Origin of the sequence: Streptomyces sp. NPDC127119 (assembly GCF_042677425.1) — a bacterium.
Classification (GTDB): domain Bacteria; phylum Actinomycetota; class Actinomycetes; order Streptomycetales; family Streptomycetaceae; genus Streptomyces.
This window is the reverse complement of the sequence record NZ_JBHXTO010000040.1, coordinates 12,646-25,745: the sequence shown is the minus strand read 5'-3', so window position 1 is coordinate 25,745 and position 13,100 is coordinate 12,646. Positions and strand designations below refer to the sequence as shown.

The following is a 13,100-nucleotide window of genomic DNA, read 5'->3' as shown; positions in this document are numbered from 1 at the left end:
CACATTAAGTGAGGTCCAGGAAAGTCGGGGCAGAAGGAACGGAATCCGATGGGAGGTCGTCGTGGATGGTGGAGATCTGGAATTGGGTGAGCTGTTGGCCTCTGCGGAGGCCGCGCCACCCGGAGAGTCGGTCGACGTGGTGGCACGCAACCTGCAGAAGCGCTTCGGCGCGGAGCACGTTTCGTTCCTGTTCGTCGACCTCATCGGTCATCGGCTGGTACGGCTGGCCCCGGTCGCCGAGGACGCGGAGCGGACCGAGCCGATCGACCTGGAGGGCAGTGTGCACGGCATGGTGCTGCGGAGCCAGCGCCAGCACGTGGAGGCGGACGGCCAGGGCAACCAACGCATCATCACGCCCGTGTCCAACCGCGGCGACTGCATCGGCGTGCTCGAAGTCACCCTGCAGCACGCGGACGACACGGTACTGAGACAGGTGCGGGAAGCGGCACACGCGCTGGCCTACATCATCGTCACGGACCGCCGTTTCACCGACCTGTACCACCTGCGCCGGCGCACCACCGACACCAGCCTGGCCGCGGAGATCCAGCACCAGCTGCTGCCCACGGCGTCCAGCTGCGAGTCGTCGCAGTTCACGCTGGCCGCAGGGCTGGTCCCGGCCGACGACATCGGTGGTGACACCTACGACTACACCCTGGACCGCGACACGCTGCATCTGTCGATCACCGACGCCATGGGCCACGACACCGATTCCGCCCTGCTGGCCACTTTGCTGCTCGGTGCGCTGCGTGGGGCCCGCCGCAGTGGCTGCGACCCGGTCGGACAGGCCCAGCAGGCCCACCACGCGCTGCTGAAGCACAGCCGGGGTCTGGCCACCGGGCAGCTGCTGTGCATCGACCTCGCGTCGGGTGTCTGCCGACTGGTCAACGCCGGTCATCCCTGGCCGATGCGGCTGCGCGACGGGGCGGTCGAGGAGGTCCGGCTCGCCGTCAATCTGCCGTTCGGCGTGCCCGCGCCGATCCCCTACCGCGAACAGAAACTGGATCTGCGGGCCGGGGACCGGCTGATACTTCTCACCGACGGCATGCAGGACCGCGGTGCCGCCGCCGTCGACCTGGCCGGGGTCGTCCACGACACCCGCGCGCTGCACCCCCGGGAGGCGGTACGGACGCTGACGGCCACGGTCTCGGAAGCCTGCCGGGGCAACCTCAGCGACGACGCCACGGTCCTGATCCTGGACTGGCACGGCAACCGTGCTCCTTCACCGGAGACAGTCGCGGCGAACTGACGGCGTACGGCCGCGGACGACCGTGGACGAACACGGACGACCGCGGACAGGGTCACCCGACCCGCCACGCAGGTACTCGACGCCGGTACTCGATCGAGGCACGTACGCAACGCCTGCACTCGACTGTTCATGTGACAGCACGTACGCATGTACTAACACCTGTGCAGGGGCGCCTGCGGAATCTGCCGGTGGCCGTCCAGCAACGCGCCTCCGAGAGGGGTGACGCTGTGATGCACACTCTGCCCACGGCGCTGCGTGACGATCAGGCCCGAGTCGCGCAGCGCCGCGGCATGCTGCGAGACCGACGCCGCGGAGACCACGAGCCGCCGGGCCAGATCGCTGGTCGACCCGCCGTGGTCCGCGACGGCCGCCAGCACCTCGGCGCGGGTCTTCCCGAGCAGGGCGCCCAGTGCCTCACGGGCCTCACGGCCCCTGCCGTCGTCGGCCTGCGACCACCCGAGATCGTGGGAGACCGGGTAGACGACCACGGGAGGAAGACCGGGATCGCGCAGCGTGATGGGCGCCCGCCAGCAGAAGAAGGAGGGCAGCAACAGCAGGCCGCGGCCGTCGAGACGGATGTCGCGGTCGTAGGCGCTGGCCACCGTGAGGACACCGGGCTGCCAGCGCAGGGCGGGATGCAGGGTGGACAGCATGCCCTCGGTGCCGCCGTCCAGGAGCGCCCGCACCCGGACGGCTCGATCCGCTTCGATCGCGTTCCTCACCTCGGCCCAGTACGGGCGCAGCGCGATGTCGAAGTAGCCGCGCATGGCCGTGCCGAGGCTGCGCATCGCGTCGGAGCCCGCCTCGGCCAGCGACAGGGTTCGCGCCCCGAGGTTGCGGGCCGCGGCGAGCCGGGCGATGTCCCGTCTGAGCCCGCCGCGCGGGGTGGACAGGACGGCGTCGATCCCCGTTTCGAGGCCCCCGCGATCAGGCGCCGGAGTGAGGAAGTCGGCTGAATATCCCCGGGGCGGCGCCAGATCGAACAGCAGCCGGGTGCTGCCGGGCAGGCGGTTGCGGATCCGCCGTTTCCACGCCCCGAAGACGACCGATCCGTCGTTCCCGCCGAGCAGATGCAGGCTGAGCAGCAGCTCCCACATGGGATCCGGGCCGCCCGCCATCCGGATACGGGCCATATCTGCGTCCGTGAAGTGGAACTTGAGCATGGTTCCCCCGTGTGCGTTCCTTACGTGACTCGTCCCGTACCCACTTAAGAGCCGTCAGCCGAGACGGGAGTTGCACGGGGGCCGGGAACCGGGCGTGCATTGGCCGGATCCGTTCGGCCCGTCGTCAACGCGGCCCGTCGTCAGTGCGGGCGGCGGGCCCCGGCAGTGGATCCCGCCGTGAGGGAGGGCGTCGGCGGGGTACTGGGCAGACGGACGTCCGGGACGGGCGGCCTTGACCGTTCCGCACGGCGCCGGGCGCTCGCCCGCATGCCATTCTGACGGAGGCGGGACTCGTACGCCGGTCCGTCGGCGGGCGCTGCCGCCAGGCTATGAAGGGACCACAGGTGGCTGATCCTCTGAACGTGCCGGCCTCCGACGGCGGAGAAGAACCGTCCGTGGAGACGGAGTTGCTCGCCGGACTGCTGGTGAACGAGGAGCGACCCGAACAGCCTGTCCTCCTGGACGGCGAGGGCAAGCCCCTCGACACCTGGCGCGAGAACTACCCGTACGAGCAGAAACTGCGCCGGCGGTCCTACGAGCGGCAGAAGCGGATCCTGCAGATAGAACTGCTCAAACTGCAGAAGTGGGTACGGGACACCGGCCGGCGGGTCGTCGTGGTGTGCGAGGGGCGCGACGCGGCGGGCAAGGGCGGCACCATCAAGCGGTTCACCGAACGCCTGAACCCGCGCAGCGCCCATGTGGTGGCGCTGGACAAGCCCACCGAGAAGGAAGCCGGGCAGTGGTACTTCCAGCGTTACGTCCCTCATCTCCCGGGCCCCGGCGAGATCGTCTTCTTCGACCGGTCCTGGTACAACCGGGCCGGGGTCGAACGCGTGATGGGCTTCTGCACCCCGGCCGAGTACCGGCACTTCTACACGCAGGCGCCCATCTTCGAGAAGATGCTCACCGACGAGGGCATCGTGCTGATCAAGTTCTGGTTCTCGGTGTCGCGCGGTGAGCAGCGCACCCGGTTCGCCATCCGCCAGGTCGACCCCGTCCGGCAGTGGAAACTGTCCCCCACCGACCTGGCCTCCCTCGACCTGTGGGACGCCTACACGGAGGCGAAGGTCGACATGTTCCGCGCGACGGACACGCCGTACGCGCCATGGACCGTGGTGAAGAGCAACGACAAGCGCCGCGCCCGCCTCGAAGCCATGCGTCATCTGCTGCTGCTCTGCGACTACACGGCGAAGGACGAGAAGGCCGTCGGCACGGCCGATCCACGGATCATCGGTTCCGCCAACACTCTCCTGGAAAGCGACGAGGAACCAACGGACCTCTCCCCCACCCCACTGACTCCCCACCCCGAGGGCCCTGGCCGGCATCCCTAGGGGAGGGCGCGGCGGCTCCGGGGGGGGCGAGGAAACAGGAGCAGACCGTCATCGCCGCAAGCGGTCTCGTGCGGGATCCGTCGGGCTGACCGGTCGGGAGGATCGGGCGGGGTGATCCGGCGGGGTGATCCGGCGAAGTGATCGGTCAGTTCGGGAGGCCGCGGAAAGTTGCCAGGAACGTTTTCAGTGCCTGCTGGTTGTCCGCTTCCTCCCAGTCGGCGGCCGGTGTCTCCCAGCGGATCGAGAAACCCTCGCCGCCCCCGATCAGGAACCCACGGCCGAAGGTACGCACGCGCGTGCCCTCCGACTCGTCGACCCATTCCATGTCCGCGGCCTTGCGGCCCTGGTAGGTCGTCGCGCGGATCGCGCCCAGCCTGTCGTAACCGGGCTCCTTCTGGAGCGAGGGCTCGACGGTGTCCCGCCACACGGCCACCGGGTCGGAGCCGACGCGCGTGCTGTGGGTGACGGCCAGTTCCCGCGGGTCGCCGTCGGCGCCGAACACGACCCGGTACGAGCCGTCCTCGGCGCGCTTCGTGCTGATCCGCTGCCAGCCCTTGGGAAGGGCGACGGCGAAGCCTTCCGACGCCGTGAAGGCACGGAAGCCCGCCGGAAGCTTCCCCGCAGCCGAGGACGAGGAGGAGGAAGCGGGGGAAGAGGGGGAGGGAGAGGGTGACGGTGAGGAGGAGGGAGAAGGGGACTCCGAGGGGGAGGTTGTGGGGGACGCGGATGACGGCGTACCCGCTCCGTCCGTGTCGGCGGTCGGGAGGACGGGGACGGGGCGCGAGGCCGTCGCGTCGGACGCCGAGACGTCGTCGCCCGAACCGTCGCCGGTCGCGGCGAGAGCGGTCATCGTCACCGCGACGACGGCGGCGACCGCGGTCCCGACGAGCGCCGCACGGCCGAGGTTCTTTCTCCCCCGGGCCAGGCTCATCACGCGGTGGACCGAGGGCCGCGACTGCGGAAGGGACGCCTCCGCGGCGGCGGGGTCGTCGTTCACGATACGGACGAGGGCGTCGCGGACCACGGGCCCGGTGAGCCGTTCGCGGGAGTCCTTGCGGAGCAGTCCCTGCATGATCCGGGCGAGCGGGCCGGCGTGCCGCGGGCTGCGCAGCGGCAGCCTCACGATCGCCTTGAGGGTCGCCTCGGGCTGGCCGCGGTCGCGGAAGGGCGGGCGCCCCTCGGTCATCGTGTAGAGCAGCGCGCCCAGCGCCCACAGGTCGGCCGACGACCCGTAGGCCTCGCCACGGGCCTGCTCGGGGGACGCGTACGCCGGTGCGCCGAGCCGTGCCCCGGGACCGGCGCCCGCCAGACCGTACCCGGAGACGGCGACGCCGCCGTGGTCGCGCACGAACACCTGGCCCAGGCTCAGCTCGCCGTGCACGAACCCAGCGCCGTGCGCGGACTCCAGGACATCCAGGATGTCGAGCCCGATACGGGCGGCCCGCGCGTGGTCGAGCGGCCCGTACTGGTCGAGGAACTCGCCCAGGGGCATGCCGTCGATCCATTCGACGACCGTCCAGAGGCTGCCGTTCTCCTCGACGACGTCGATGACGCTCGCCACCGCGCCCGGACACCGCAGTCCCATGACGTCGGACGCGTGGGTGATCCGTGCGACGGCCGACCCGGCCCGGTCCTCCATGGGATCGGGCGGAAGCTGCGTCTGCGTCAGCAGCCGCGGGCGGGCGTACTCGATGTCCTCCCCGTACCAGCAGACGCAGCCCACTTCGTGGTGGACGACCTCCTGGAGCCGATACCTTCCGGCGACCAACTCTTGTGAAGCGGCACCCGCGTTGCCCATGCCCATCCCTCGCTGAAGCCTTGCTCCCGGTCACCAGCAATACGCAGAGGGCCATGTCCTGCGTTCAAAGGATTCGCAATTCGTGCCATCGCCGAGGGCCGATGCGCCTGCCGCGCCTTGATCCGGGGGCATCCTCGGAAAAATCGCCGAGCGGAGTACGGACACACGAAAACGGCGGGAAAGCGGGACGTGTGACCTCCCCAGGCTCCACGTCCCGCTTTCCCGCGACATGGGGCCACTACCCGCGCCCCCCCGGGCTTACTCCCACCGGTATTCCACCGCGGCTCCACCTCGGCTTCACCCCATGAAGCCGACGCGTGAACCCGGCGCCGGATCTTCCGTTCCGCGTCGAAGTCGTCGCCGGAACAGCGGGTCGAATTTCGCCGACAGCGGATGCGTAGGTTGCGAAAGAGGGGGTACATGCGGGCGAGCACCGGGTGAGGACAAACTGCATGGAATCTTTGATCAAGGGCGGAGGCCGTATGGCGCCGCAGCGTGGCCGTATAGAGACCACTGTTGCTCTGGAAGGCGATTCGCTCTGCATCGCCGAGGCCCGTCATCTCGCGGCCGACTTCCTGTCACAGGCTCAGGCCGAACACGGTGTGCCCGTCACGGCCCGGGCGATGGACCTGACCCAGCTGGTGGTGAGCGAGCTGGTCACCAACGCCCTGAAGTACGCGCCGGGGCCGGTCCTGCTCGCTCTGCGGATCGTCGGCGGCCTGCTCGAAGTGGCCGTCTGGGACAGCGATCCGGTCCTGCCGGTGGCCCGGGCGGCGGATCCCGGCCGGGTGGGCCAGCACGGCCTGGAGATCGTCATGGCCATCTGCGAGGGCTTCGAGGTCCGAAGAGAGCCGGTCGGCAAACACATCACGGCCCGGATCGGGCTGCTCGCCGACACCCACGCCGTCACCCGCGCCGACGTCGACACCCGCTGACGGGCGGCCCCGGGCGGACCAGCACGTCGAATCGGACCTTCGGACCGGACCTTCGGATCGGGACCTCGGACCGGAACTTCGGACAAGGACGTCGGATCGGGTCCGTACGCCCCGGAACGCGCGATCCGTTTCCGGGGCGTACGGCTGCTCTCGTATTTCGTTGCGCGCGTTCGGTGACTCAGCGCGCGTCGCGTCAGTCCACGATCGTGACGCCGACCGGTACCGCTCCGGCCGCCCGCGCCAGCTCACCGCCGAAGTTGCCCTCGACCTCGGACTTCTCGGCCGCGTTCGGGTACGGGTTCGTGCACGCGACGCCCGCGCTGGAACCGGACATCAGGCTGGTGCACGGGCCGGGCTTGCGGTCCGGCAGACCGAGGATGTGCCCCAGCTCATGGGACGAGATGCGGATCGTGTTGTAGCCCTGATCGACCGCCTGCCGTCCGATGTAGACGGTTCCGTTGCCGAGCGAGGTGGTCAGGGCGCGGGGCCAGCCGTTGTCCGCCAGGACCCGGATGTTGGCGCGCTGTCCGGACGCGACGGGCTGCAGTTCGACGGCGTCGACGCTTTCGTTCCAGATCGCGGCGCCTCGGTCCACCGCGGTCCTGAACTCCGCGGAACCGCTCGCGTCGTAGGTCACGACCCGGGCGGCGGCGAGGTGGTCCGCGACCGGGGCCGGGGCGGCCACGGCCTGGCCACCCAGCAGGGAAAAGGTGACCGCCAGGGCGGCGGCGAGTCCACTGGTCAGCTTGCGGACGTGCATGGTCGACCTCCTTGTGGGGGGGGAAGGTAGTCGTGCACATGACATGACATTCCCTGGCTCCCTGCCCAGCGAGGACGGACGCCAATCCGTCAATCCGGCCGCGTACCGCCGCGGACGGCTCAGGCGCCGGGCTGCCGCGTACGGCCCGGGCGCCGGGATCGACCGTGACGCGGACAGGGCCCGGCCCCCCCCTCTCCGGGGGCCGGGCCCTGCTGCGTGCCGCGCCGCGTCAGCCCTGACGGGCCTTGAAACGCGGTTCCTTCTTGTTGATCACGAACACCACGCCCCGCCGGCGCACCACCTGCGCTCCGGGCTTGGACTTCAGCGAACGCAACGACTTGCGCACCTTCATGACTGTGCCCTCCTCATCAGGTCATCGATTCATCGGGACGTCGATGCCGTACGGCCGTACCGCCGTTCGAACCGCTCCACCCGGCCCGCGCTGTCGACGACCCGCGCGGTTCCCGTGTAGAAGGGGTGGCTGGCCGACGAGACCTCCACGTCGATCAGCGGATACGTGGTGCCGTCCTCCCACTCGATCGTCGTCGCCGAGGGCGCGGTCGAACGGGTGAGGAACATGGCGTCCGAGGCGCGGTCGCGGAAGACGACCGGGCGGGACACGGGATGAATACCGAGCTTCATGGGGTTTCCTTCCTTACAGCCGTACGCCGCAGGGCGACGGCCTGGTTCATCGCTCCTCGCGGAAGAGAACGTGCTCCCCCGCCACCCGGTCGTACTTGCGCAGGACCAGACGGTCGGGGTCGTTCAGGCGACTCTTCCGCGTCACATAGGTCGCACCGGTTCCGGCCGTGGACTTCAACGTCACCACCGGACGCGTACCTCTGGCAGCCATGAACGCCTCCTTTCGCACCCCCGGACACCCACCTCAATTGATGGGGCCATGTCATTCACGAGCCGTACAACCGGGCCCCCGGCGGATGTATTCCCCCTTCCCCAGAGGGCCCAGGACGCCGGCTACGGGGTCGCCGTGAGGCGGATCAGCAGCACACCGGGCGTACGCGGCAACGTGACCCGCACTCCCCCTCCGTCTCCGCCTCCATCCCAGACCGCCGAACCCGCCGAACCCACCGAACCCACCGAACCCACCGAACCCACCGAGCCGGCGGAACCCACGGAGCGCGACGAGGACGAGGGCGGCGCCGGATGGAGAATCTCCACGGTCACCTCCCGGCCCCCGCCCGCCAGGTGCTCGACAGGAAGCAGCACACCACCCTCCCCGCCGTCCACGCCCTCTCGGCCACCTCCGCCCCGGCGCCAGACCGACACATACGCCGTACGGTCTCCACGCACCCGCATGCCCACGGCAGTCCACTCGTCCGTCCATCCCGGCAGACCGAGCGGCCAGAACGGCAGGGCCTCGGACAGGTCCCCGCGGATCGACTTGTAGACGGCCACCGCGCCTCGTACGAGGGCGAGTTGGCGGTCCGACATCCGGTCCAGGTGGCCCGAGAGATGGACGCGGCCGAGCAGTGCCCCGCCCAGGGTGAAGGCGATGAGGTCGTCGTCGAAGGCGGGCTGCGGGTAGGCCCAGACGGCACCCTGCTCGGGCGGGACCGCCGTGGGCGCGGCGGCGGCGATCGGCGGGCAGCGCAGCGGGTCCTGCTGGTCGCTGGTGGACTGGAGCTGGGTGACCGCCAGCGTGGCCCCGTCCATCCGCATCCCGCCGGAGGCGCAGTTCTCGACGACCAGGGCCGGGTGGCGTTCGAGCACCTCGGCGAGCCAGCCCAGGTACGCCTGGGCGTGGCCCAGCAGGCCCGCGCCGGGCGAGAGGTCGTCGGGCGCGCATGTGCCCGGGTCGACCAGGATGTTGTAGTCCAGTTTGAGGTAGCCCACGCCCCAGTCGCCGACGATCCGGTCGACCGTCTTGTCGAGGTGGGCCCGCGCGGCCGGGTGCCGCAGGTCCAGCTGGTGGCGGCCCTGTTCCACCAGGCGTACGCCGTCCCGCTGGAAGAAGGCCTCCGGTGGAAGTTCGGACGCGACCGGACTGCGTACCCCCACGACCTCGGGCTCCAGCCACAGGCCCGGCACCATGCCGCGCTCGCGGATGCGGTCCAGGACGGCGTGGATCCCGCCGTCGGGGAAGCGGCGCGACGACGGCAGCCACTCGCCGACGCTGTCCCACCAGCCCTCCGTACTGTCGTCGTACCAGCCGGAGTCGACGCAGAAGTACTCCGATCCGGCCGAGGCCGCCGCGTCGATCAGCGGGAGCAGTTTCTCCGTCGTCGGGTCACCCATCAACGTGTTCATGTAGTCGTTGAAGACGACGGGCAGCGCGACATGGTCGGGGTGCGGGCGACGCACGGCACGGCGGTACGAGGTCAGGGCACCGAAGGCGTCATCGAGCGCGGAGCCGGGCGCGGAGCCGGTCCCTGAGCCGAGCCCCGTGCCGAGGGCCAGGACACCCGGCACGGTGGTGAACTCGTCGCCGGGTTCCAGCCGGACCCGCCACTGGTGCTCCGCGTCCGTCGGCCCGTTCAGCGCCAGATACGTACCGTGGTCGCGCTCGCCCACGTCCCAGCGCCAGCCCGCCGGGGACTCCACCTGCCACAACCAGGCCCGGCCGCCGCCGCGTTCGGTGAGGGCTCCCATCGGCAGGTGGCCGCCGCTGGACCAACTGCCGCGCCCGGTGAGGGAGAGCGCGGCCCGGCTGTCGTGCTGGTGGACGTCGACGCCGATGTCGGCGACGGTGTCGCTCAGCGGTTCCGCGTACCAACGGCCCTCCGCAAGCCAGTCGTTGCGGGCGCGGTGGACGTCGAGCCGGCCGGGCGGCGGGAGCGCGCCGAGCAGCAGGCTGCTGAGGGACTGCACGACGAGCGGCGCGGAGCCGTCGTTGCGCAGCCGGACGCGGGAGCGGAGCACGGGCAGACCGAGGGGTGAGGCCAGCTCGGCGAAGGCGGTCAACCCGGTTCCGGGGTCGTGCAGTTCGACGGTCAGGCGGGTCCAGCCGTCGTGTTCCTCGGTGGTGTGCGAGCGGTGGCGCAGGCGCGGGCCGAGGGCGGTGCCGGTGAAGCGCGGTCCCGACCAGCCGCTTCCGTGGCCGAGGGCGGTGAGTTCGACGAGCGGGAGGGGAGCGTCGGCGCCGGACGTCGGCCCCTGGTCACCGGGGTGCGCGAGCCGGACCAGGCGCAGGTCTCCGTCGGGGCCGACGGCGAACTCCGCCTCCAGCGCCCGATGCCCCCAGGCGATCGTCCGCCGAGCGCCCGTGCGGCCCGCACCCGCCGCACCCACCGTGTCCGACGTGTCGGTCAACGTCTCCCCCTCTCCATGACCGCCCCCGGTCACCACTGAGGGCGCCATGACCGCCCCCGGGAGCCGTCCGAGTCGGTCGCGTGAATCCATGGTTACGGACTCTTGACGAGCCTCATGTGACCGGTCACAATCCTGGCATGAATGTGACCGGTCACACAAGGCGCTCGGTGAGCATCAGGGACGTCGCCACCGCTGCCCGTGTCTCGTACCAGACCGTCTCCCGGGTGATCAACGGACACCCCAGCGTCAAGCCGTCCACCCGGGAGCGGGTCCTCGCGGCCATCGACGAACTGGGCTTCCGCCGCAGCTCCACCGCGCTCGCCCTGGCCAGCGGGCGCAGCAGGGCCGTGACCGTACTGACCGCCGACACCACGCACTACGGCTACGCCTCGATCCTCCAGGGCATCGAGGAGGCGGCCCGCGCCTCCTCGTACGCCGTGGGGATCGGGGTCCTCGAATCGCCGGACGGGACCGACGGGGCCGAGGTCGCCGCGCAGGTGCAGCGGGCGGCGGACACCGGCGGCGGTCTGATCGTGATCGCGTACGATCCGGCCGGTGTACGCGCCCTGGAAGCCGTACCCGAGGGACTGCCGGTCGTGGGTGTGGTGGAGACCCCCGCCCGGCCGCCCGGCGGCGACCGCCCCTGGGTGTGGACCGACGACCGCGAGGCCGCCTACGAGGCGACCCGCCATCTGCTCTCCCTCGGCCACGAGACCGTGCACTACGTCGCCATCCCCTCCAGCACCCGGCGCACCAGCGCCCGTACCTCCGGCTGGCAGCAGGCGCTGAAGGAGGCCGGAGCCCCGCAACCCCGTGCCGTACAGGGGAGTTGGGGTCCGGCGGGCGGCCACGCGGCGGGTCTGGGGTTCGCCGGGAATCGTGCGGTCACCGCGATCCTGTGCGGGAACGACGACCTCGCGCTCGGCGTGATCCGCGCCCTCCACGAGAAGGGCCGGTCGGTGCCCGGTGACGTGAGCGTGGCCGGCTTCGACGACGCGCCGCACTCCGCCTTCCTCACCCCGTCGCTGACGACCGTACGCCTGGACTTCACCGGCCTCGGGCGGTCCGCGTTCGGTCTCCTGCACTCCGTGCTGGAGGAGTCCGCGCAGGTCGGCCCGCACCCCGTCTCCGTACCGGAGCTGGTGGTGCGGGAGAGCTCGGGGCCGCCGCCCGGGCGCCCATGACCGTGTGCCGCCCGCGCCGGACCGCTTCTTGATGCCCCTGCCCGAGCCCCGTTCGCGAAAGGCACGTCATGAAGAGAAGAGCCCTGCCCGCGCTGGCGCTGATATGCGCCGCCGCCCTGTCCGCCACCGCGTGCAGTGACCCCACCGCCGGGGACTCCGGTTCCCCGGCCGGTCCGGACGGCAAGCAGGCGAAGGTCGACCCGACGGCCCGTCTGGACGGCGTGAAGCTGACCATGTGGACCGCGCAGAACACGCTCAACGCGCCCGAGCAGGTCGTCGACGCCTTCGAGAAGGCCACCGGCGCGCAGGTCGAGACACAAGCCGTCCCGGACCTGTACGAGCAGAACGTGCCGACCAAGCTCGCCTCGGGCGACAAGCCGGACCTGATGTTCTGGCAGCCGTCCGTCTCCACGCTGCCGTTCATCCAGCCGAAGCAGAACCTGCTCACCCTCGACGGCGAGGAGTGGGTCTCCGAACTCGGCGACACGGAGAAGTCGTTGGGTGTCATCGACGGCAAGCGGTACGCGGCGATCGTCACCAGTCCCGCCACGCTCGGCGTCTACTACAACAAGGAAATCTTCAAGGAGGCCGGGCTCTCCGAGAAGGACTTCCCGAAGTCGTACGACGAACTGCTCGCGCTCGGCCGGACCGTCAGGGACAGGACCGACGCGGCCGGCTTCTACGAGGCGGGCGGCGACAAGTGGCCCCTGCAGTGGCAGATGCAGGTCCAGCTCACCGATCTCGACAAGGAGTGGTGGGCCGGCCTCAACGAGAACAAGGAGAAGTGGACCGACCCGGTGGTGGTCGGCGCCATCAAAAAGTACAAGGAGAAGCTGCTCGACGCGGGGCTCGCGCAGAAGAACTACAGGACCGGCACCTTCACCGGGCAGGCCGACTCCCTCTGGAAGGGCGAGTCCGGCATGGTCCTCAACGTCACGTCCTTCCAGAGCCAGTTGCAGGCCAAGTACTCCACGGCCGAGATCGACGAGAGGATCGGCTGGTTCCCGATCGCCAACTCCTCGGCCACCGGCATGTACTCGCCCGACCAGACCAACGGTGTCGTGGCGTTCAGGACCGGTGACGAGAAGCGGCAGAACGCCTCCCGGCAGTTCATGGCCTTCTGGCTGGGCCCCGACTACGCCGACTACATCAAGGCGATGAAGATCCCCTCGGTCCAGCCGTCCGTGCCGACCCCCGCGGGCCTCCCCCAGGCCTCGACGGCCCAGGTGGAGGCGCTGCCCACGGCCATCGGCGTCTTCCAGGCCAGAGCGATCGTCGCCCCCGACACCCATCTGTACCTCGCCGACATGATCTACGGGAAGAAGAACCCGCGGCAGGTCGCCCAGGCGATCCAGGACCAGTTCACCCAGGTGGCCAAGGCCCAGGGCGCACCCGGCTTCTAGAGATCCCAGG

12 protein-coding genes are annotated in these 13,100 nt (G+C 70.5%); 5 read left to right on the top strand and 7 right to left on the bottom strand.

Annotation, left to right across the window (positions count from 1 at the left end; all coding sequences use genetic code 11):
- The first annotated feature begins 61 nt into the window (after window positions 1–61).
- Window positions 62–1,246 carry a PP2C family protein-serine/threonine phosphatase gene (locus ACFVH5_RS19310; RefSeq protein ID WP_385834866.1) on the top strand — a complete coding sequence of 395 codons (1,185 nt, stop codon included), beginning with the start codon at window positions 62–64 and terminating at the stop codon, window positions 1,244–1,246.
- A 152-nt stretch (window positions 1,247–1,398) separates the two neighbouring features.
- Here ACFVH5_RS19310 and ACFVH5_RS19305 read toward each other — a convergent pair whose 3' ends face one another.
- Window positions 1,399–2,409 carry an ArsR/SmtB family transcription factor gene (locus tag ACFVH5_RS19305; RefSeq protein WP_385834864.1) on the bottom strand — a complete coding sequence of 337 codons (1,011 nt, stop codon included), beginning with the start codon at window positions 2,407–2,409 and terminating at the stop codon, window positions 1,399–1,401.
- A 344-nt stretch (window positions 2,410–2,753) separates the two neighbouring features.
- Here ACFVH5_RS19305 and ppk2 point away from each other — a divergent pair, with 344 nt between their 5' ends.
- Complete coding sequence (gene ppk2, locus ACFVH5_RS19300; protein ID WP_385834863.1) at window positions 2,754–3,740, top strand: polyphosphate kinase 2; 987 nt, start codon at window positions 2,754–2,756, stop codon at window positions 3,738–3,740.
- Between the two features lie 145 nt (window positions 3,741–3,885).
- On the opposite strand, the gene ACFVH5_RS19295 is transcribed toward ppk2, so the two are convergent.
- Window positions 3,886–5,538 carry a serine/threonine-protein kinase gene (locus ACFVH5_RS19295; RefSeq protein ID WP_385834862.1) on the bottom strand — a complete coding sequence of 551 codons (1,653 nt, stop codon included), beginning with the start codon at window positions 5,536–5,538 and terminating at the stop codon, window positions 3,886–3,888.
- A 452-nt stretch (window positions 5,539–5,990) separates the two neighbouring features.
- Between ACFVH5_RS19295 and ACFVH5_RS19290 the strand changes: the two genes are divergently transcribed.
- The gene (locus ACFVH5_RS19290) at window positions 5,991–6,473 is read left to right on the top strand and encodes an ATP-binding protein (RefSeq protein ID WP_385834861.1); all 483 of its coding nucleotides are present in this window, start codon (window positions 5,991–5,993) and stop codon (window positions 6,471–6,473) included.
- A 193-nt stretch (window positions 6,474–6,666) separates the two neighbouring features.
- On the opposite strand, the gene ACFVH5_RS19285 is transcribed toward ACFVH5_RS19290, so the two are convergent.
- From ACFVH5_RS19285 to ACFVH5_RS19265, 5 genes are all read right to left on the bottom strand, one after another.
- Window positions 6,667–7,233, bottom strand: coding sequence for a snapalysin family zinc-dependent metalloprotease (locus ACFVH5_RS19285; RefSeq protein WP_385834859.1), 567 nt, complete (start codon window positions 7,231–7,233; stop codon window positions 6,667–6,669).
- Between the two features lie 229 nt (window positions 7,234–7,462).
- Entirely contained in the window at window positions 7,463–7,585 is a 123-nt protein-coding gene (gene ykgO, locus ACFVH5_RS19280) for a type B 50S ribosomal protein L36 (protein WP_107014949.1), read from the bottom strand.
- A gap of 29 nt (window positions 7,586–7,614) precedes the next feature.
- Window positions 7,615–7,875: a type B 50S ribosomal protein L31 gene (locus ACFVH5_RS19275; protein ID WP_385834858.1), complete on the bottom strand. Its 261-nt coding sequence runs from the start codon at window positions 7,873–7,875 to the stop codon at window positions 7,615–7,617.
- A 46-nt stretch (window positions 7,876–7,921) separates the two neighbouring features.
- Window positions 7,922–8,086 carry a 50S ribosomal protein L33 gene (gene rpmG / locus ACFVH5_RS19270; protein WP_107014951.1) on the bottom strand — a complete coding sequence of 55 codons (165 nt, stop codon included), beginning with the start codon at window positions 8,084–8,086 and terminating at the stop codon, window positions 7,922–7,924.
- A 122-nt stretch (window positions 8,087–8,208) separates the two neighbouring features.
- Window positions 8,209–10,551, bottom strand: coding sequence for a glycoside hydrolase family 36 protein (locus ACFVH5_RS19265; RefSeq protein WP_385834907.1), 2,343 nt, complete (start codon window positions 10,549–10,551; stop codon window positions 8,209–8,211).
- A gap of 89 nt (window positions 10,552–10,640) precedes the next feature.
- Between ACFVH5_RS19265 and ACFVH5_RS19260 the strand changes: the two genes are divergently transcribed.
- Together ACFVH5_RS19260 and ACFVH5_RS19255 are read left to right on the top strand one after the other, a co-directional pair.
- Window positions 10,641–11,687: a LacI family DNA-binding transcriptional regulator gene (locus ACFVH5_RS19260; protein ID WP_385834857.1), complete on the top strand. Its 1,047-nt coding sequence runs from the start codon at window positions 10,641–10,643 to the stop codon at window positions 11,685–11,687.
- A 68-nt stretch (window positions 11,688–11,755) separates the two neighbouring features.
- Window positions 11,756–13,090 carry an ABC transporter substrate-binding protein gene (locus ACFVH5_RS19255; protein WP_385834856.1) on the top strand — a complete coding sequence of 445 codons (1,335 nt, stop codon included), beginning with the start codon at window positions 11,756–11,758 and terminating at the stop codon, window positions 13,088–13,090.
- Window positions 13,091–13,100 lie beyond the last annotated feature (10 nt).

Excerpts from the sequence above, each read along its gene's own strand:
- ACFVH5_RS19260 (WP_385834857.1), top strand. The coding sequence starts at position 10,641 with ATGAATGTGACCGGTCACACAAGGCGCTCGGTGAGCATCAGGGACGTC.
- ACFVH5_RS19290 (WP_385834861.1), top strand. The coding sequence starts at position 5,991 with ATGGAATCTTTGATCAAGGGCGGAGGCCGTATGGCGCCGCAGCGTGGC.
- ACFVH5_RS19305 (WP_385834864.1), bottom strand. The coding sequence starts at position 2,409 with ATGCTCAAGTTCCACTTCACGGACGCAGATATGGCCCGTATCCGGATG.
- ACFVH5_RS19295 (WP_385834862.1), bottom strand. The coding sequence starts at position 5,538 with ATGGGCAACGCGGGTGCCGCTTCACAAGAGTTGGTCGCCGGAAGGTAT.
- ykgO (WP_107014949.1), bottom strand. The coding sequence starts at position 7,585 with ATGAAGGTGCGCAAGTCGTTGCGTTCGCTGAAGTCCAAGCCCGGAGCG.
- ACFVH5_RS19275 (WP_385834858.1), bottom strand. The coding sequence starts at position 7,875 with ATGAAGCTCGGTATTCATCCCGTGTCCCGCCCGGTCGTCTTCCGCGAC.
- ACFVH5_RS19285 (WP_385834859.1), bottom strand. The coding sequence starts at position 7,233 with ATGCACGTCCGCAAGCTGACCAGTGGACTCGCCGCCGCCCTGGCGGTC.
- ACFVH5_RS19255 (WP_385834856.1), top strand. The coding sequence starts at position 11,756 with ATGAAGAGAAGAGCCCTGCCCGCGCTGGCGCTGATATGCGCCGCCGCC.
- ACFVH5_RS19265 (WP_385834907.1), bottom strand. The coding sequence starts at position 10,551 with ATGGCGCCCTCAGTGGTGACCGGGGGCGGTCATGGAGAGGGGGAGACG.
- rpmG (WP_107014951.1), bottom strand. The coding sequence starts at position 8,086 with ATGGCTGCCAGAGGTACGCGTCCGGTGGTGACGTTGAAGTCCACGGCC.